Consider the following 17863-nt stretch of genomic DNA (forward strand, 5'->3'; position numbering starts at 1 on the left):
CCATTGAATTATGAAGGGAAACTCCATGCAAGCAACGCATTCTGCCAAATTCCAGGAGCTTGTCTCCAAACTGCGCGAAATTTTTCAAATAGACAGGCCAGACCTGGACTTTGGCATTTACCGCATTTTGAATTCCCGCCAGCAAGAAATTAACGAATATCTGGAAAAAAAACTGCCCGCAAAGGTGGCTGCTTCCCTTGCCGCTGGCAACACAGCCAATATTGAAAGCGTGCAGGAAGAACTGAAAAAAGCCATTGATAAGGCCGCTGCCCTTGGCGTTGCGGCAGAAAGCGTGCCCAAGGTGTTGGAATTGAAGGCCAAGCTTGCCGCTGCCCGGCAGGGCAGCAGCGAATATGAAAACGCTGTGTTCTCTCACCTGCTCGTCTTTTTTTCCCGCTACTATGAAAAAGGCGATTTTTTAAGCCTGCGCCGTTACAAGGGCGACACCTACGCCATTCCCTACGCAGGGGAAGAAGTGGTGCTGCACTGGGCCAACAAAGATCAGTACTACACCAAAAGCGGGGAAAGCTTCACCAACTACAGCTTCCGCCTGGAAGACGGCAGGCTGGTGCATTTTCGCCTTGTGGCAGCGGACACCGCCAAAGACAACAATAAGGACAATGAAAAAGAACGCCGCTTTACCCTGGTGGAAGCCAAAACCGTAACACGGGTAGACGAGGAAGGCGAAGAATATGAAGAAAACCTTGTGCCTGTGGAAGAAATAACCGGGGATGCAGGCAAGAAGGAACTGGTTATTTACTTTGAATACAAGGCGCAGCCCAAGGGCAGCAAGCAGGAAACCCTTACTGCAGGGGCTGTGGAAACAGTGCTTGGCCATGCCACGGTAAAGGCCCGCTGGCTGGCCCTGGAAAAGCGCACCCCCACAGAAAAAAAGCCCAAACGCACCCTGCTGGAAAAGCACCTTACCGACTACACCGCCAAACACACCGCAGACTACTTTATTCATAAAGATTTGGGCGGTTTTTTACGCCGGGAACTGGACTTTTACATAAAAAACGAAGTGCTGCACCTGGACGATGTGCAAAATGCCAACACCTTTGCAGACATTGAACAAAACCTGCGCATGATACAGTGCCTGCGGGCCATTGCCGGGGAACTTATTGTGTTTTTGGCCCAGTTGGAAGACTTCCAGAAAAAGCTGTGGCTGAAAAAGAAATTTGTGGTGGAAACCAACTATTGCATAACCTTGGACAGAGTGCCACCAAGCCTGTATGCCGAAATTGCCAAAAATGAAGCGCAAATTGACGAATGGGAGCAGTTGTTTGCCGTGCAAGAAGCCCCCGGCTTCACCCGGCCCCTTACCCTACTCTTTTTGCAGGCCAATACCAATCTTGTGCTGGACACCCGCTTTTTTGATGACACCTTTAAAGCCAAACTGCTGACCAGCATAGACAATTTTGACGAGCAGTGCGACGGCCTGCTGGTGCATTCCGAAAACTTCCAAGCACTGAACCTTTTGCAGGAACGGTACAGAGAACAGGTGAAGTGTGTGTACATTGATCCACCGTATAATACGGATGCGTCAGCGATAGTATACAAGAATGGTTATAAGGATTCGTCTTGGATTGCTTTGATGCAAAACAGATTGGATGTTGCCAAAAGACTTATGAGATTAAACGGTATTATTAGTGTTGCAATTGACGATCAAGAAGCTTCATCTCTAGATCATTTATTAAAATCTACCTTTCCCAAAGCGCTTGGAGTTGCAGTTGTGCGCTCTAATCCGCAGAGCCGTAAAGCGAAGGAAAAATTATCGCCTGTCCATGAATATATGTATTTTTTTGGATGTGGTGATGAAGCTACCCCTGCAACCATAGGTTCCACAGAGGGGAAATTATCACGATATCCCCATACAGATCAGCTAGGTCAATATGCGTGGATGAATTTTATTCGTTCTGGGAATAATGACCTAAGAACCGATAGACCAAAACTTTATTATCCGATCGCTGTAACTAAAAGCAATCAAATTCGCATATTGGACATGAAATGGAATGATCCGAGGCGAGAATATATTCTTCTTGAAGAATGTAATGAAGAAGAGACTTTGGTTTACCCAATAAAAAAAACAGATCAAGGCACAATTGAAAAAAGGTGGCAAAGAGGCCATAAGCGTGTTTCTGAGGAATATGGCGAGTATCGAGTACGAAGAAACGAGCAGGGAGAAATTACTATTGATTTCAAGACTCGTATGGATACTACGGCAGCCCCATCAACATGGTGGGATAAGAGTGAATATGCCTCTGCCAACTATGGTGCAACGGAACTTAAGGGGCTTTTTGGAGATAAGCCATTTGATTTTCCAAAGGCAAAACAACTAGTCATTGACGCATTAAAAGCCTCTGGCATTGAAGCAGCACATGACGTAACGCTGGACTTTTTCGCAGGCTCCGGCACAACAGGTCATGCCGTTATCAACCTGAACCGGGAAGATGGCGGCAAGCGTAAGTACATTCTAGTGGAAATGGGCGACTACTTCAACACCGTACTCAAACCCCGCATTGCCAAGGTGGTGTATGGCAGCGAGTGGAAAAACGGCAAGCCCGTAGCCCGCAACACGGGTATTTCTCACTGCTTCAAGTACATTCGCCTTGAATCGTATGAAGATGCCCTGAACAACCTGAAGCTGCAACGCAGTGCCATGCAAACCAGTATGCTCGAATTGCTGCCTGAAAAAGTCCAAAACGAATATCTGGTGCAGTATATGCTGGATGTGGAAAGCAAAGGCTCTCTCCTTTCTGTGGAAGACTTTGCCAAACCCTTCCATTACACCTTGAATGTGAGCATAGATTCTGCCGGGGCCTTTGCCCCACGCGCCGTTGATTTGGTGGAAACTTTCAACTACCTGCTGGGGCTTCGGGTTAAGCACATTGACAGCCAAAAAAATCGAGGCTTTGTGACGGTGGAAGGCACCCTGCCCAGCGGGGAAAACTGCCTTGTGCTTTGGCGTGACTGCGAAACACTGGGCTATGAAACTCTTGCAGAACTGTGCGAAAAACTTGCCATTAACCCGGCAGATAGTGAATATGACGTAGTGTACATTAACGGCGACCACAACATTCCCACCGTGCTTGCCCAAACAGCGGCAGAAGGCGGGGGCACCAAAACCCTGAAGCTACGCCAGATTGAAACGGAGTTTCTGGAACGTATGTTTGCGGTGGAGGGGGCATAATGGCTGCACCGCAGAAAAAAAAGGGCACCCAAAAACGCAGCTTTCACCAGGATCTTGTGCTGAACCGCTGGATGTTCGGCTTTTTTATGGGGGGCGGCCTTGCTTCTTTAAAAGTCCGCCTTGGGGCAGACAGGCTGGAAGGACTGGCAGAGGATGGCCAAACACACTACTTTCACGAGCTCACACGCACCTTGATTGAAGTGGATAAAATTCCCCATGCCACTCTGCGCCGTTACGACCTGAACATTGTAGCGCACTGGCTGCGCATTACCCAGCAGCGTAACAAGCAGGAAGGACATGTGCTGCACATGAAGTACTTTCAGTACCTTTCCCTGCTGTTTACCGAAATTTATCTGGACTGGTACTTCAACCACAAGCAGGAAATGCTGGACGGCCTGAATGAAGAGCTTGCCCAATATAATAAAGAAGAAGGTAGTGAAAACTTCAGCCCCTTTGAGGCGGACGACTTAAACAAAATTGCCTTCTGGAATGCCACGGGCAGCGGCAAAACCCTGCTGCTGCATGTGAACATTTTACAATATTTACACTATTTTCAGGCAGGCAACAGCAACATTTGGCCCAGCAAAATTATTCTGCTTACACCCAATGAAGGACTTTCCCGCCAGCACGTGCAAGAAATGCAGCTCTCAGGCTTTTCCGGCAGGCTGTTTGATAAAAACAACACCCTGCCAACGCCAAGCACCATAGAAGTGATTGACATTAACAAGCTTGGCGATGAAATGGGCGACAAAACCGTTGCTGTAGAAGCCTTTGAAGGCAACAATCTGGTGTTGGTAGATGAAGGGCACAGAGGTTCCAGTACCACCGCCGGGGCTTGGTTAAGCAGGCGCGAGGCACTGGTGCGTGGGGGCTTTGCCTTTGAATATTCCGCCACGTTTGGGCAGGCCGTGGCCAAAGGGCTTACTGTGCAGGCAGCTGAAGAAGAAGCCCTGAAAAAACGGGCCAAAATGCTGTTTGAAACTGCCAGCTTGAAAAAACTCACCGAGGCGCAAAAAGCACAGCTTGTGCTTACGGCAGAAGAACAACGTAAGGCCCGCATTGGCGCTACCAAAGAAATTTATGCAAAGTGCATTCTGTTCGATTATTCCTATAAGTTTTTTTATGAAGACGGCTACGGTAAAGACTCTCTCATTCTGAACATGGCTGGCAAGGCGTATGAAAGTGAAGACAACGCAAAAAAGTATTTCACCGCCTGCCTGCTTGCTTTTTACCAGCAGCTTTGGCTGTGGGACACCCACGGGGAAAGGCTGCGCGACATTAATGTTGAAAAGCCCCTGTGGGTGTTTGTGGGCAACACCGTTTCTGCAGAAGATTCTGACATTATGGAAGTGGTGAACTTTTTTGCATACTTCCTGAATAATGATGCCCTTATAACAACCTGGCTGGCAGACCTTGTGGCAGATAAAGCCCACATACTGGACGCCAAAGGCAACAACATTTTCCTTGGGCGTTTCACACCGCTTATGGGCTTTATGGAAAAGCCGGGAGCCCTGTATGCCGACATTCTGCGCCGGGTGTTCAATGCCCCTGCCCGGCAACGCCTGAAGTTGGTGAACATAAAAAACAGCAAGGGCGAGCTAGCCTTGCGGGTGGGCGGTGCAGACCCCTTCGGGCTTATTAGCATTGGCGATGATTCTGGCTTTTTCAAACTGGCTGATGAACAAACCGATTTTGACCAGGAGCAGGACGAATTTTCTGAAGCCCAGTTTCACAGCATTAACACCACCACAAGTAAAACCAACGTGCTTATTGGTTCACGCAAGTTTACCGAGGGCTGGAGCAGCTGGCGCGTAGCAACAATGGGCCTATTGAACATGGGCTCTAGCGAAGGCTCGCAAATTATCCAGCTTTTTGGGCGTGGTGTGCGCCTTAAAGGCAAAGGCTTTTCCCTGAAGCGCACATTGGAGCATGAACGCCCCAAAGGCACCCATGTGGACAAGTTGGAAACGCTCAACGTGTTTGGTGTGCGGGCAGGGTATATGGCAGCCTTCAAAGACTATTTGAAGGAAGAAGGCATTACCCCCAGTGATGAAATTCTGGAGCTGGATTTTCCCACGCAGCCCAACCTGCCTGCTGCCAAGCTGAAAACCCTGGCCCTGAAAGATGGCTACAAAGACAACCAAAAAATGGGCTTCAAGCGCACGCATTTTCCCTGGCTATATGAAGTGCCTGCAGAATTCCTGGGAAAAATCAAACAACCGCATGTGCTGCTAGACCTCTACCCAAGGGTGGAAGCACTGGGTAGCAAGGGGGCCAGCGCCCACAGCAGCAATGATGCCCGCCACAAAGGCAAGCTAGATCCTGCGCTTTTTAGCCTGTTCGACTGGGACAGCCTGTATCTTGTCCTGCAAGACTATAAAATGCAGCGTAGTTGGAGCAACCTGCGGCTGAACAAGCAGAAGCTTTATGATTTTTGTGTTGCCTCGCAAGACTGGTATACTCTTTTGATACCCCAGTCAGAGCTAGAAATTACTGTCTTTGCCGATGTGAAAAAGCAGGAAGGTATTTTGCGCCAGCTTCTGGTGGACTATACTGAGCGTTTTTACAAGGCCCTGAAAAATGCCTATGAAGGCCAGTTTTACGATATAACCCATGTGACTGAAGAGCATGGTTCCATGCTGCACCTGTACCAGTTTGCCATTGATAACACAGACACGGGCAAAGAATACCTGGAAAAATTGAATAAGTTAAAAGAACTTGTGACGAATGGGGAGATTGGTGAAGCCAGCACATGGAATGCACCACACATGGTGGCCATAAGCTTTGACAGACACTTGTATTACCCATTGCTTTCATTGGAAGATAAAGAAGCCGTGCCCTTAAAAATGCGGCCCCTTGCCTTTGATGCCCCCAGTGAATGGGAATTTGTAAAGGCGCTGGAAGCCTTCTATGCTTCAGCACACGGCAAGGCATGCCTTAAAGGCTACAGCCTGTATTTACTTCGTAACGCCGCCAGCGAAGAAAAAGGCCTTGGCTTTGCCCTGGCTGGCAACTTCTACCCAGACTTTTTACTGTGGCTGGTGGACGATGCCACAGGCAAACAGTGGCTAAGCTTTGTAGACCCCAAGGGCTTGCGGCAACTTGACCTTTCCGACCCAAAACTTGGTCTGTATCAAGAAATTAAAGTACTGGAAGCCAAATTGCACGCCGAGGCAAAACCAGGCGATGCCCCGCTGGTTCTAAACGCCTTCATTCTTACACCCACGGAACATAAAAACCTGCTGAACCTTGCCAGCACTACCACCAAGGCAGACCTTGAAAACCGCCATGTTCTGTTTATGGAAGACGGCGACACCGTATATTTGCAAAAAATGTTCGCAAAGATTTTAGAGTGAGGGGGGAAGAGGCAGTAAATCGTTAGTGGATAACGGAAATTTTTCAGGTGACGGGGCTTTGATTGTAGTTCTGTGAAGAGCAGGAGCTGTATTCTGTTGACCTTCCACCCGAAAAGTATGCCATTAAAAAGTTAGTGTCCCTGACATAGGTGCACAATAATGGAACAACGTTATTCATAAATTTTAAAAAACATATTACTCTTTTGAGAACACCAGAGTAATGCTTCAGATCATCCTAATAGCCCTGTCCAGCACTAAGCTGGGCAGGGCTTTGTCGTTTTGCTATCTAAGGAGGATGCCCATATGAACCAATACCAATCAGAAAACATCACAGATCTGGCCAAATCTCTACTTGATGTGCAGCGAACCGTGCAACCTGTTACAAAGGATGCTGAAAATCCTTTCACCAAAAGCTGGTACGCCAGCCTCAACAGTGTCATGGACGCCTGCCGCGATGCGCTCATCGAAAACGGCATCTGGTTGTGCCAGTACCCTGTGCCTGTTGAACAGCCCAACACCATAGGGCTGGTCACCAAACTGACGCATGCAGAGTCAGGGCAGTGGCAAAGCTCTCTTGCAGTGGTTCCTCTGCCTAAGGCCGATCCGCAGGGCATGGGATCGGCAATTACCTATGCCCGCCGCTACGCTCTAACCGCCATGTTGGGCATGGTAACTGAAGATGACGATGGCGAAGGGGCTAAAAATGGCAAAAAATCGCCTACACGGCAAAAATTACCCGTAATCACCCCTGAGTCACAAAAAGAGCGACAATGCAACTCATCCACCACAAACAATATTTCAGGCCCCTCAAATCGCCTGTCAGCCAGTCTTGAAAGCCTTCCACCGCTTGAAGGCATCACCTACCAGCAAGTTACAGCCCAGGACGGACGCCCTTGCATCATTGCCACCGGCAACACGCAGGCCAAAAAAGAATTACTGACCGGTTCGGGCTTCCGCTGGAACCCGCAGAGAAAATTGTGGTGGAAGTATGTTGATGCCGCATAACAAAAATCAAAAGACCGAGCGAGAGGGCTGCCTGATGGCGGCCCTCTCGCTTTTATGGAGACTAAACCATGGAACAGAACCGCACAGAAGGATTACGGGCGTTAATTCGGCAAGGCCTGCAAGCCGTTGCCCACAAAGACACACTCGCCCATCTGGGCGACCGCTCCAGCTATGTGGGAATGAGTGATATCGGCCAACACTGGGAATGCCCCCGGGCGGCACTAGCCAGAAAGGTGCTCCCCACCACAAATAGCCTGGAACGCCTGCTTACGTTGCAACGCGGGCACTGGTTCGAATCCGGGGTTGGGCAAGCTCTGGCATCGCAGGGCCTGCATGTATTGCCCCAGCTTGAAATCAGCTGGCAGCATCAGGGTGTACCCATCAAAGCTCATCTTGATTTTGTGCTGGTATGGGATGCGCCCGTTAATGCCATACGGATTCTGGAAGTTAAAAGCACCGACAAGCTGCCCGACATACCGCACGATTCCCATCTGCTGCAACTGCACGGGCAAATCGGCCTTTTGGTAAAAGCATGGAACAAGCCCGTTTTCAGTCTTCGTGCTGAGGACGGCACGATTCTGCATGACAAAATGACCTTCCCTCAACTTTGCCGTGCCCAGCTTGGTCTTGAGATGCCCCCAATTGCTGCCGAGGCAAGCGTGGAAGCGTGGTTGCTCTGCCTTTCCATGAAAGAGGTTAAAGCATTCGGCCCCTATGGCTTTAATCAGGCCATGCTGGATACGGCCCTTGACCATGCGGCGCAGCTTTGGGGCGAGCTTACAGCATTCCGCGCCGGGCACATAACCCTAGCACAGGTGGATTGCGCTCAAGGGTTTTACCCATTGTGCTCGTACTGCGAACACAACGGTGGCTGTCCCAAATTCCCGCAGGGCGTGCAAATGCCCCAATGGGAACCAGCTCTGGAAAAGCTGGCTGCCCTCAAGGAGCAGCGCACGGCCTTAGGTAATGAAATCAAAGAAATGGAGACTGTGCTTAAGCTGGTCCACCGCCAGGCTGGCACGCGGGATTGGGTAGACACGGGAAATTACCGATTCCGCATGTCAGTGGCAGCAGGTCGGACCACGTTAGACAAGGATGCTTTGCGTGAGAAATTGACCGAGATTCTTAACGCTGAGCACCTGAGAGGCATCGACGTGGACACCTTGCTGGCCTGTTGCGAGCGCACTGGCTCACCTTTCGAAAAATTGAGCATTTCGCCCATAAACTGAACTTCGGGAGATCTACATGGGATATTATTCTGACGTGGCCCTGTGCCTGACAAAAAATGGCATGAATCGGTTAAAAACAGCTCTTGCAGAGGCAGAAAAGAACAATCCCGACAACTTTGCAGCAATCAAAATGCTCATCGGTGGCAAACCCAACAAAATCGATGAAGGCTCAGGCTCCGTTGTCTTTCTGTGGGAAGGGGAAAAGTGGTACGATGAATTTGATGAAATCGCCTTTGTTGGCAAGCTCATGGACAACTTGCCCCACGAAGACTTCCTGTTCATCCGTATTGGCGAAGATTATGACGACATTGAAACTCGCGGTAGCTTTCGTGGCAAACCGTTTGGGATATATGTGGAAAGAAAAATCGCATTTGCGTGATTATTGCGGATAACGGCGGGCGGTATGAAGAACACGAAGTATCTGTACTTCCGATTTCACGACGCGGTATGCAATAAAATACGAAAATTCTGTCAGAACAAGCTCACGAGTCCCTGCGACCCTGCCAGCCCTTCCTCGTGAAGGCAGGGAGGCAAGGCTTTGCCCAGCATTCCATACGCATTGGGCTATTTGTTTCCCTGCATCTGAGTCCTTTTCAGCTAAATACGCCGCTATGCCTTCCAAATCCTCAATGGCTAGAGCGAGCCACCGCACAGGCCTATTTTGCATGAACGCCCCAACGAGCAAAGGCGTCCGTTACCTCTTGGTCAGAAGCAAACTTCCCCTCATCTGCCTGACGAACGCCTTCCTGAATGGCCTCTATCTGCCAAGACTGTTCGGCCACATATTGCCTTACCGCCTCTGCCACCAACCATGAACGAGAACGTGACGTAGCAGCGGCAAGCTTTTCAAGCTGCGCCTGCGTATCCGTATCCAATCGTGCCGTTACCGTAGACATGGGAATCTCCTTTGTCTTCATTGTGTACATTCAAGTTAAACGTGTCAATAGAACACACAGGAGAAGTGATGCACACCAATCTTACTTCTGGCCTTGACTCTCTTCAACCCACCGACCTTGATGCCGGGCAGGTTTTCAGCGGCAAGCCCTCTGGTACCACGGTCAGGGGCTACGCCGTTCCTTCGGCCTACACCCCGGCTATTGACCCTGACTATATCTTCCATGAATCGAGCCGCGATGTTGTGGTCTGGCTTCTCAACCCACAAGAACCGCTTTACGTATTTGGCCCCACAGGTTGTGGAAAGACCAGCTGCATCAAGCAGCTGGCAGCCAGACTTAACTACCCTGTCTTTGAGGTTATCGGACACGGGCGGCTGGAATTTGCCGACTTGGTTGGTCACCTGGCAGTCAAAAACAGCAACATGACCTTTGAATACGGCCCGCTTGCGCTTGCAATGCGTTGCGGCGCACTTTTGCTGCTGAATGAGATCGACCTGACATCCCCTGAAATTGCAGCAGGCTTGAACAGCGTGCTGGACGGCTCCCCCCTGTGCATAGCGGAAAATGGCGGCGAACTGATTGTGCCGCACCCCTTGTTCCGTCTGGTTGCCACGGCCAATACCAATGGCGGTGGCGATGACACCGGCCTCTACCAGGGCACCCAGCGGCAGAACCTTGCCTGGCTGGACCGCTTTACCATCTGCGAAGTGGGCTACCCTTCTGCCGATGTAGAAAAGAGTCTGCTTGCCCAGCGATTTCCTTCGCTGCCCGAATCGTTGTGCGCCACCATGGTGGACTACGCCAATGAGGTTCGCAAACTGTTCATGGGCGAGTCCTCTACCAGCAATCTGACCAATACCATTGAAGTAACATTCTCCACGCGCAGCTTGCTTCGCTGGGGTGATCTGACCGTTCGTTTTCAGCCGCTGGCCCATCGCGGCATACAGCCCGTCACCTATGCTCTTGACCGTGCTCTGGCTTTCCGCGCAAGCCGTGAAACTCGCGCCATGTTGCATGAATTGGCTCAACGCATGTTCCCGCAACTAGTGGAGACTGAAGGTCTCAACGCTACATCTTCCGATAAATCAATGTAGGAGGTTATAATGACACAACTTGTTTCTGACATCCGCATTCTGGACAACTTGCTGGCCCTCAACCTCAGCGTCAGCTTGTGGTCGGCTCGTTGCAAGATGAGCCAGGAGGACCTGGGCGGTGCAGATCTGCCCCCTGAAGACCTGGCATCTCTGGGATCAAAGCGCATTGCCGACCCGGAAAACCTCAATGTTTTCGGCACGCTCAAGGCCCGCGCCTTCAACTACCTTGACCGTCATGGGGTACGGTTCATGTCTGGCTGGGCCATACCTGAAGAAAAGGCTGGCGAAATCGTACAGGAGCTGCTCAACATCCGCACCGTATTCCAGAAAGAAAAGGAAGCGTTCCTGGCTGGCTACGACCAAAATGTGCAAGCATGGATTGAGAAGCACCATCAATGGGGCGAAATCATCCGCAACTCCATCGTGGGACCGGACTATGTACGCGCCCGAATGGATTTTCGTTGGCAGCTGTACAAGGTAGCTCCTCTGGAACAGCATGCGGACAATACAGCAGTGCTTGAAGCCGGTCTTGCTGAAGAGGTTCACGGTCTTGGTGGTACCCTGTTTGATGAGGTGACCAAGTCGGCTGGCGATATATGGCGCAGGGTTTACCACGGCAGAACGGAAGTGACCCACAAGGCTCTTTCGCCACTGCGAACCCTGCATGCCAAGCTCACGGGCTTATCATTTGTAGAGCCACATGTGGCCCCAGTGGCTGACATCGTGCAGGCTGCTCTGCTGCGCATGCCCAAGAAGGGCAACATCACCGGCACAGATCTGCTGTTGTTGCAGGGTCTGGTTTGCCTGCTCAAGGACAGCGCGGCGCTTGTGGCTCATGCCCAAAAGGTTATTGAAGGATATGGCCCAGCCTCTGTATTAGATGCGCTGCTGGCTGGTCCGAGCATCATAGTTGAACAGGATGACAGCACGATGCAGGCAGATGGTGCTGTTGATGAAGAATATGACGAGCCCATTCTGCCCGACATCACCGAGGCGGACAGCCCGTTGCCGCATCCTGCCATCCCAAGCCTGGGCCTGTGGTAATATCAAAAATTCATTGAATAAGGCTAACGCTATGGCTAGCCTCAAGGAAAGGGAGCTCATGCCACAAGTATCAACCAGACGGACAAGGTTCGCCAGCCAGATGGATACGGACCTCTATGAATGCCTCAAAACAATTGCTCGACAGGAAGGCCGTCCTATTGGGGCAGTTCTAGAAGATGCTACACGAGCATTCATTGAAAATCGCAAGGAAAATATTGCACAGAAGAGCGTACTTGATGCTCTTGATAAAAGCATGATTGAACACGATACGCTTTATAAAAAGTTGGCAAAATGAATCGAACTTACCTCCTGCCCGCAGGGCGACATACTACGGTGGCAAGCGATTGGCGAAATCTTGTAGAAATACAAAACAAACCCAAACAGAAGCCCGGCAGAAATGTCGGGCTTTCTTATTGAGCGGTACCATGATTCGTACAAAAGACGTTCTCAGCTGCCTGCCGCTTGTGGCGTCCATTTTGGGTGATCGCTACGGGGTGCAGGTTCGTATCGGCGGCAAGGAGGCATGCACCAACGGTAAGATCATTCACTTGCCCTCATTGCCTATGGATTGTGAGCCTGAATTGCTGGCACTGGCCAAGGGCTTCACAGACCATGAAGCGGCCCATATACGGTATACAGACTTTGGCGCGCTGAAAGCTGCTACCCTTGACCCGGTAACCTTTCATTTGTTCAACTGCCTTGAGGACTGGCGCGTTGAAAAGAAGCTGTCAGGCATTTTCCCTGGCTGCCGGAAAAACCTGAACTGGTTGATACGACGATTCTTTGTAGAACGAGCACAGCCAAGGGCCGGGGATGATTCCCCGGCCCTTGCGGTTTTAGACTATGTGCTGCTGACGGTGCGAGTCTGGGATGTGGACGAAGTGACCCCGGCACGCCAATACGCGGCAAGCATTATGGTGCAGCATTTCCCCGGTCTGAAAGAGGCTCTGGATGCCATCTTGGTCAAGGTCTACATCCATTGCCCGGATACAGCGGCAGCAGTCGGATATGCTCAACAAATTGCCATGTGCATCCGGCAGTGGGAACCATCACAGCAACGACGCAAGCCCCACGAAAACACCACGCAAAACAAACGAATCCACGGCGAATCACTGCGCAAAGGCAACACAAACCATAAAGACTCTGAGCATTGGGCTACAAAAAAGCCCAACGATTCTACCACGCATATTAAGCGACAGGGGCATCCCGCCCATTCGCCTGAAGCAGTAGCTCCACTGCAGGCCTTAAGCGCTTTACCGCTCAAGGCCCTTTTCCATGCGGAGACGCAGGATCTACCCCAGAACATCGGGGAAATCATGGCCAGTGAGCTTGCCAAATACAGCGTGGAGTCCGCAGGCGACACTCTGAGCGTTGCTGTGGAAGGCATCCGACAAACAGCCCCCTTGCCTGCAGAACAAAAACTGCAAGCACTTCAGGCTAGCATCGCCCTGCGCACACGCCTGCAAGGCTTTCTGCAGGCGCAAACCTACAGACGTTGTATCATTGGGCGCAGAGGCAAACTCCATACCAGTTCTCTGTACCGCCTGCAGGTTGGCAATACTCGTGTTTTCCAAAAAGAATCAGAACAGCGGGGCGTTAACACCGCTGTCCACATCCTGCTGGACGTAAGCGGCAGCATGGCTGGCGCACCGATTAATCTCGCCAATCGGGCCTGCTTTGCCTTGGCAAAGGCGCTGGGGCACATTCGTGGCGTGAATCCGGCAGCGACTGCCTTCCCTGCTACCGCAGGCACGAACTCTGTATTTCCCATCATGCGGCACGGGCAGGCGATGCCAGACTTGTTCGATAGTCGAGCTTCTGGCGGGACACCGTTGGCTGAGGCTTTATGGTGGGTGCTGCAAACCATGCTGCCCCTCAAAGAGCAGCGTAAAATAATCTTGGTTATCACTGATGGCATGCCAGACAATTCGCAGGCTGCAAACAACGCCATAGGGGTGGCGCAAAAACTTGGCTTTGAAGTTTATGGTATTGGCATCAGGAATGAGCACATAACCTTCCTTCTGCCGCACACCAGCAAGGTGGTCAACGACTTGCCCGACCTGGTGCCTGCCATGTTTACCATACTGCAGGTTGCATTACTGAAAGGAGCTAAGAATGACTGAAAATAATCCTGTCAGCAGTCTTGACGCCTCAGCATGGCTTGTCATTGCAATTGCCCTGCTAAAAGCTGCAAAGGCTATTTGGGATGAATTGAAGGATTAAATATTGAGGATTACGCCCAGTAATATGGTATTAATTGGGCCTTACTGGGCATAATCCTTAAGATTTTATCGTCAGCACTCTTGATCTGCTATACCCTAGAACAAATTTGGAAGCATCACACTTGGAGTCTAATTCTCAGGCAGACACTTTTCCTCAAATTATTCCAGCTTTAAAAATAAGCTACGAACTTTGCCTATCAACCACGATGTCAACTTCCATATCGAGCGAAGAATGAACACGCGTGTCCGTCGCTCTAACATAATAATGCGGCGAAACAAGTAGAGGCAACGTCGAGTTTCCTCTCCGGTTCGTTCTGACATCTTAATTAGCTTAGCGGTCGCATTTGCAACTTTACCTCCAATAACTATAGAGAAAAAAATGTAGAACAGCCAACGGTACTGTTTGTCTCGCAGACATACTTGTTCATTTTCAATTAGTTTATCATGAATAGCGCTCAATCTAATAATGTTCGGCACGAGAAGTTCACTTGCCAACGCAATAGGAATCTCAGGTGAGTATGAATTTTTTTCACCATCTAAATTTTCTGGTAAAGCCTCTGCCACGGCAATGGGTGTGGGCTTGCAGCTAGTTGTAATAGAGTATCGCAACGTTCCGTGCCCAAGATCAATCACGGGACACTGTAGGCGATTGTAGGCTGCAATCTCGGTTCGAATTTTACGAATTTCTTCTAGAGACGCGTCGGAGGTACCGTCCCCGTATATTTGAGCAGTAGATTTTGGCGCCAAGCCCGGTAAACATTTAGTGGCACTGGAGTAAGCATAGTCATACAATCGAAACTGAACGGCATTAGCCCATTTACATGAGGGACTAGCGGCATCACCGTTCTTCAAACACCAAGCATCATATAGTTCAACTTGCCGTAAAAGATAAGAACTCGTCTGGCTGATTTTTTCGATAGTTTGATCAAGCTCCCGTCGATGTTGATTCATTTCAGCATCAGCCACAAAAAAAATCCCAGCCAAAATTGCTGCGACACACCACACATGATCGTATGCATGCCAAAAGCCATCTTTAAATGTAAAAATATCAACTAGTAAAATCGTTATGGCCCACCCCGACAGCAGACCGAAAAGAAGCAATGAAACTGTCCCCAAAGGGGCACCAAGTATCCCCGTACCATCAATAGTAAAATTTTTTGGAACCCAACCGGTGCTAGGCCATATATCACAGATCCCCAGCAGCCCAGGCAATATAAGCAAAATGGCGATAGACATTAAGCCGATTTTTCGCTGCAAGACATAACCTGCAAAAAATAGAAGTAGTGAAAGAAAAATCGCATAAATGAACAATACTAAAAAACATGCTAGCGCGACCTCAGGAGGAGTTGGTGCTGATGTAGCACCGGGCATGGGAAGTAGTATGCTTTGGTGCATTCCAAGGCCGCTTAAGTTCTGTGCAATGCTCCAAGCACCGGAAATCAGCATTGTATAATATGGATATAGAAAAAATTTCAACATAAATTTATGATAGTTACAAGTTATTTAAAAAATCCACTGTCAATAATTATATTAATTTATATCTAGATAGCTATTTTTTCAATAACATATTTTTGGGGGGAAGGGCATATTCCAGTATCGATAGGTTGTTGAAGTTGTATGCCGCTGCTATCTAGATTTTCACGTAAGTCACAGCTACTATGGGGTCACAAACGGGGTCACAAGCCTTCGTGGACAAAAAATAAATTACAACGATTTCAGACTGTTGAAATTCCACATATCAAATGGTGCCGAGTCTCCCCTTCATCATCTTTTAAGAGTCGTTACAAGCAACCGCCTGTAACGACTCTTCGTTTGGCTTGTGCCCAGCATAGACACCTTACAAAAACCCGCCTGACCCTCCCGCCAAAAAATATGCCATCGCCAACAACTAGGATGATGACAAAAAATCAACCCCTGCACACCTTAATTGCACAATGTTTCGGTAACGAATCTTGTCCCAAGTGAGCCATACTCTGTCCTCATCGTTCAAAGGTCATAGCCTTCAAGGATTGCTGAAAGGCAAGGTAACTATAGCTTCTCTCCCATAAGAATCAGAAACGACAGAAACCCAATCATCGTCCGGCAGCGTAGCGACCACCTCAGTCAGCACGAGACCTCCGGGGCAGGTCCCTCTGACCCAACTTCAAAAATCACAGATGACGAAAACGAGACAGAAGAGCTGCTTGGACGAGATTGTGAGCATTATCTGGCCAATGGGAACAACACTTGAATCCGTTGCTGCACAACACCAGGGAGTCGGGTTAAGGCCCCCTCCTTCACTCATGCTATGTAGTCTTAATGATCTTTCTGCGCCAAGACGCAGGAACGAAACTGCTGCACCAATGGAGTGGAAAAAGCGGTATTTCAGGCGGGCAAGATTGAATTGGTCTGCTGCGGCCTGATGGCAGTCAGGCCGCAGCAGACCATGACTGAGGAGCTAGCGGAGGAGGCAGGGAAGTTTGGGGTTAAATGTCCAGCCAGGGATAAGCTGCTGCATGGTCACGGAATCGTCACGAGCACCAAGGCACTGCTTTTTATAAAGATCGTGTGCGGCTTCCAGTTGCGCCATATCCAGCTCAATGCCAAGACCCGGCGCATCGGGAACGCGGATATTGCCCTGACGGATGGGCAAGGGTTCCTTGGTCAGGCGCTCGCGCCCTTCCTGCCAGATCCAGTGTGTGTCGATGGCTGTGACCCGGCCCGGGGCGGCAGCGGCAACGTGCGTAAACATGGCAAGCGAGATGTCAAAGTGGTTGTTGGAGTGCGAGCCCCAAGTTAGGCCAAAAGTATCGCACATCTGCGCCACGCGAACAGAACCTTCCAGCGTCCAGAAGTGCGGGTCGGCCAGGGGGATATCCACCGACTGCAGCATGATGGAGTGGGACATCTGCCGCCAGTCTGTGGCAATCATGTTGGTTGCCGTGGGGATGCCCGTGGCACGGCGAAATTCTGCCATAACCTCGCGGCCAGAAAAGCCTTGTTCCGCCCCACATGGATCTTCCGCATAGGCCAGCACGTCCTTGGCTGCGCTGCAAACCCGCACGGCTTCTTCCAGCGACCATGCACCATTGGGGTCAATGGTCACACGCGCCTGCGGAAAAGCCTTTGCAATGGCTGCGGTGGCTTCAATTTCCTGCTCTGCACTCAGCACGCCGCCCTTGAGCTTGAAGTCTTCAAATCCGTAAACATCGTGCGATGCCTGGGCAAGCCGGGCGATACTTTCAGCGGTGATAGCCTCCTGGTTGCGCAGACCATACCAGCTGTCTTCGCCCTCGTTTGAGCGGTCGTAAGAAAGATTAGTCTTTTCTTTGTCCCCAACATAGAACAGATATCCCAGCACCTTGACCGTGTCGCGCTGCTGACCATCACCCAGCAGGGCCGCCACGGGAAGGTTAAGAAACTTGCCCAGCAAATCCAGCAGGGCAGCTTCGATGGCTGTTACCGTATGGATGGTCGTGCGCAGGTCAAAGGTCTGCAATCCGCGACCGCCAGCATCCCGCTCGGCAAACCGAGTGCGAACCGTGCGCAGGATGTTGCGGTAATCGCCAATGCCTTTGCTCACAACCAAGGGGATGGAGTCTTCCAGCGTCTGCCGTATTTTTTCTCCGCCCGGCACTTCACCAATGCCGATATTGCCAGTATTATCCGTAAGAACAACAACATTTCTGGTAAAGTATGGCCCGTGCGCACCGCTGAGGTTCAGCAGCATGCTGTCGCGTCCTGCAACAGGGTACACCTTCATATCTGTAACGCGGGGAGATTCAATATTCATGGCAATTCCTTATGTATGGAGTTTGCATATTATTTCCGGATATGGCCTGTGAGTA

At 50.3% G+C, this 17863-nt stretch carries 13 protein-coding genes; 9 read left to right on the forward strand and 4 right to left on the reverse strand.

The features are described from left to right. Window positions 1-25: 25 nt before the first annotated feature. From RDK48_RS05670 to RDK48_RS05690, 5 genes are all read left to right on the forward strand, one after another. Window positions 26-3190, forward strand: a complete 3165-nt coding sequence (locus tag RDK48_RS05670) for a site-specific DNA-methyltransferase (RefSeq protein ID WP_298996727.1) — start codon at window positions 26-28, stop codon at window positions 3188-3190. After that, window positions 3190-6546: a DEAD/DEAH box helicase family protein gene (locus RDK48_RS05675; RefSeq protein WP_298996724.1), complete on the forward strand. Its 3357-nt coding sequence runs from the start codon at window positions 3190-3192 to the stop codon at window positions 6544-6546. Before RDK48_RS05670 ends, RDK48_RS05675 begins: the two co-directional genes overlap by 1 nt. A gap of 303 nt (window positions 6547-6849) precedes the next feature. Further along, window positions 6850-7551, forward strand: a complete 702-nt coding sequence (locus tag RDK48_RS05680) for an ERF family protein (protein ID WP_298996721.1) — start codon at window positions 6850-6852, stop codon at window positions 7549-7551. Between the two features lie 68 nt (window positions 7552-7619). Then, on the forward strand, window positions 7620-8780 hold the full coding sequence (locus RDK48_RS05685) for a hypothetical protein (protein ID WP_298996716.1): 1161 nt from the start codon (window positions 7620-7622) through the stop codon (window positions 8778-8780). A 16-nt stretch (window positions 8781-8796) separates the two neighbouring features. Then, window positions 8797-9159, forward strand: coding sequence for a hypothetical protein (locus RDK48_RS05690; protein ID WP_298996709.1), 363 nt, complete (start codon window positions 8797-8799; stop codon window positions 9157-9159). On the opposite strand, the gene RDK48_RS14945 is transcribed toward RDK48_RS05690, so the two are convergent. Further along, window positions 9160-9447: a type II toxin-antitoxin system RelE/ParE family toxin gene (locus tag RDK48_RS14945; protein WP_081640410.1), complete on the reverse strand. Its 288-nt coding sequence runs from the start codon at window positions 9445-9447 to the stop codon at window positions 9160-9162. Beyond that, window positions 9437-9676 (reverse strand): CopG family ribbon-helix-helix protein, encoded by a 240-nt coding sequence (locus tag RDK48_RS05695; protein WP_298996708.1) that lies wholly within the window; start codon window positions 9674-9676, stop codon window positions 9437-9439. The genes RDK48_RS14945 and RDK48_RS05695 overlap by 11 nt, the downstream gene beginning before the upstream one ends. 68 nt (window positions 9677-9744) lie before the next feature. On the opposite strand from RDK48_RS05695, the gene RDK48_RS05700 reads away from it, so the two are divergent. The 4 genes from RDK48_RS05700 to RDK48_RS05715 all read left to right on the forward strand — a co-directional run bounded on the left by RDK48_RS05700 (window position 9745) and on the right by RDK48_RS05715 (window position 13937). Further along, the gene (locus RDK48_RS05700; RefSeq protein WP_298996706.1) at window positions 9745-10770 is read left to right on the forward strand and encodes an AAA family ATPase; all 1026 of its coding nucleotides are present in this window, start codon (window positions 9745-9747) and stop codon (window positions 10768-10770) included. A gap of 9 nt (window positions 10771-10779) precedes the next feature. After that, window positions 10780-11814, forward strand: a complete 1035-nt coding sequence (locus RDK48_RS05705; protein ID WP_298996700.1) for a DUF3150 domain-containing protein — start codon at window positions 10780-10782, stop codon at window positions 11812-11814. 31 nt (window positions 11815-11845) lie between these two features. Then, window positions 11846-12109 carry a hypothetical protein gene (locus RDK48_RS05710; RefSeq protein WP_298996692.1) on the forward strand — a complete coding sequence of 88 codons (264 nt, stop codon included), beginning with the start codon at window positions 11846-11848 and terminating at the stop codon, window positions 12107-12109. Window positions 12110-12239: 130 nt separating this feature from the next. Next, window positions 12240-13937: a VWA domain-containing protein gene (locus RDK48_RS05715; protein ID WP_298996689.1), complete on the forward strand. Its 1698-nt coding sequence runs from the start codon at window positions 12240-12242 to the stop codon at window positions 13935-13937. Between the two features lie 258 nt (window positions 13938-14195). Here the strand turns inward: RDK48_RS05715 and RDK48_RS05720 are convergent, their stop codons facing one another. Both RDK48_RS05720 and RDK48_RS05725 read right to left on the reverse strand, forming a co-directional pair. Continuing rightward, complete coding sequence (locus tag RDK48_RS05720) at window positions 14196-15515, reverse strand: hypothetical protein (RefSeq protein WP_298996686.1); 1320 nt, start codon at window positions 15513-15515, stop codon at window positions 14196-14198. A gap of 958 nt (window positions 15516-16473) precedes the next feature. Further along, window positions 16474-17808, reverse strand: coding sequence for an enolase C-terminal domain-like protein (locus tag RDK48_RS05725; protein WP_298996681.1), 1335 nt, complete (start codon window positions 17806-17808; stop codon window positions 16474-16476). Window positions 17809-17863 lie beyond the last annotated feature (55 nt).

The organism is uncultured Desulfovibrio sp. (genome assembly GCF_902477725.1).
GTDB lineage: Bacteria > Desulfobacterota > Desulfovibrionia > Desulfovibrionales > Desulfovibrionaceae > Desulfovibrio.

Bases quoted from the DNA above. Each gene is read 5' to 3' on its own strand.
- RDK48_RS05670 (WP_298996727.1), top strand. From the start codon at position 26: ATGCAAGCAACGCATTCTGCCAAATTCCAGGAGCTTGTCTCCAAACTG.
- RDK48_RS05675 (WP_298996724.1), top strand. From the start codon at position 3,190: ATGGCTGCACCGCAGAAAAAAAAGGGCACCCAAAAACGCAGCTTTCAC.
- RDK48_RS05680 (WP_298996721.1), top strand. From the start codon at position 6,850: ATGAACCAATACCAATCAGAAAACATCACAGATCTGGCCAAATCTCTA.
- RDK48_RS05685 (WP_298996716.1), top strand. From the start codon at position 7,620: ATGGAACAGAACCGCACAGAAGGATTACGGGCGTTAATTCGGCAAGGC.
- RDK48_RS05690 (WP_298996709.1), top strand. From the start codon at position 8,797: ATGGGATATTATTCTGACGTGGCCCTGTGCCTGACAAAAAATGGCATG.
- RDK48_RS14945 (WP_081640410.1), bottom strand. From the start codon at position 9,447: ATGCAAAATAGGCCTGTGCGGTGGCTCGCTCTAGCCATTGAGGATTTG.
- RDK48_RS05695 (WP_298996708.1), bottom strand. From the start codon at position 9,676: ATGTCTACGGTAACGGCACGATTGGATACGGATACGCAGGCGCAGCTT.
- RDK48_RS05700 (WP_298996706.1), top strand. From the start codon at position 9,745: ATGCACACCAATCTTACTTCTGGCCTTGACTCTCTTCAACCCACCGAC.
- RDK48_RS05705 (WP_298996700.1), top strand. From the start codon at position 10,780: ATGACACAACTTGTTTCTGACATCCGCATTCTGGACAACTTGCTGGCC.
- RDK48_RS05710 (WP_298996692.1), top strand. From the start codon at position 11,846: ATGGCTAGCCTCAAGGAAAGGGAGCTCATGCCACAAGTATCAACCAGA.
- RDK48_RS05715 (WP_298996689.1), top strand. From the start codon at position 12,240: ATGATTCGTACAAAAGACGTTCTCAGCTGCCTGCCGCTTGTGGCGTCC.
- RDK48_RS05720 (WP_298996686.1), bottom strand. From the start codon at position 15,515: ATGTTGAAATTTTTTCTATATCCATATTATACAATGCTGATTTCCGGT.
- RDK48_RS05725 (WP_298996681.1), bottom strand. From the start codon at position 17,808: ATGAATATTGAATCTCCCCGCGTTACAGATATGAAGGTGTACCCTGTT.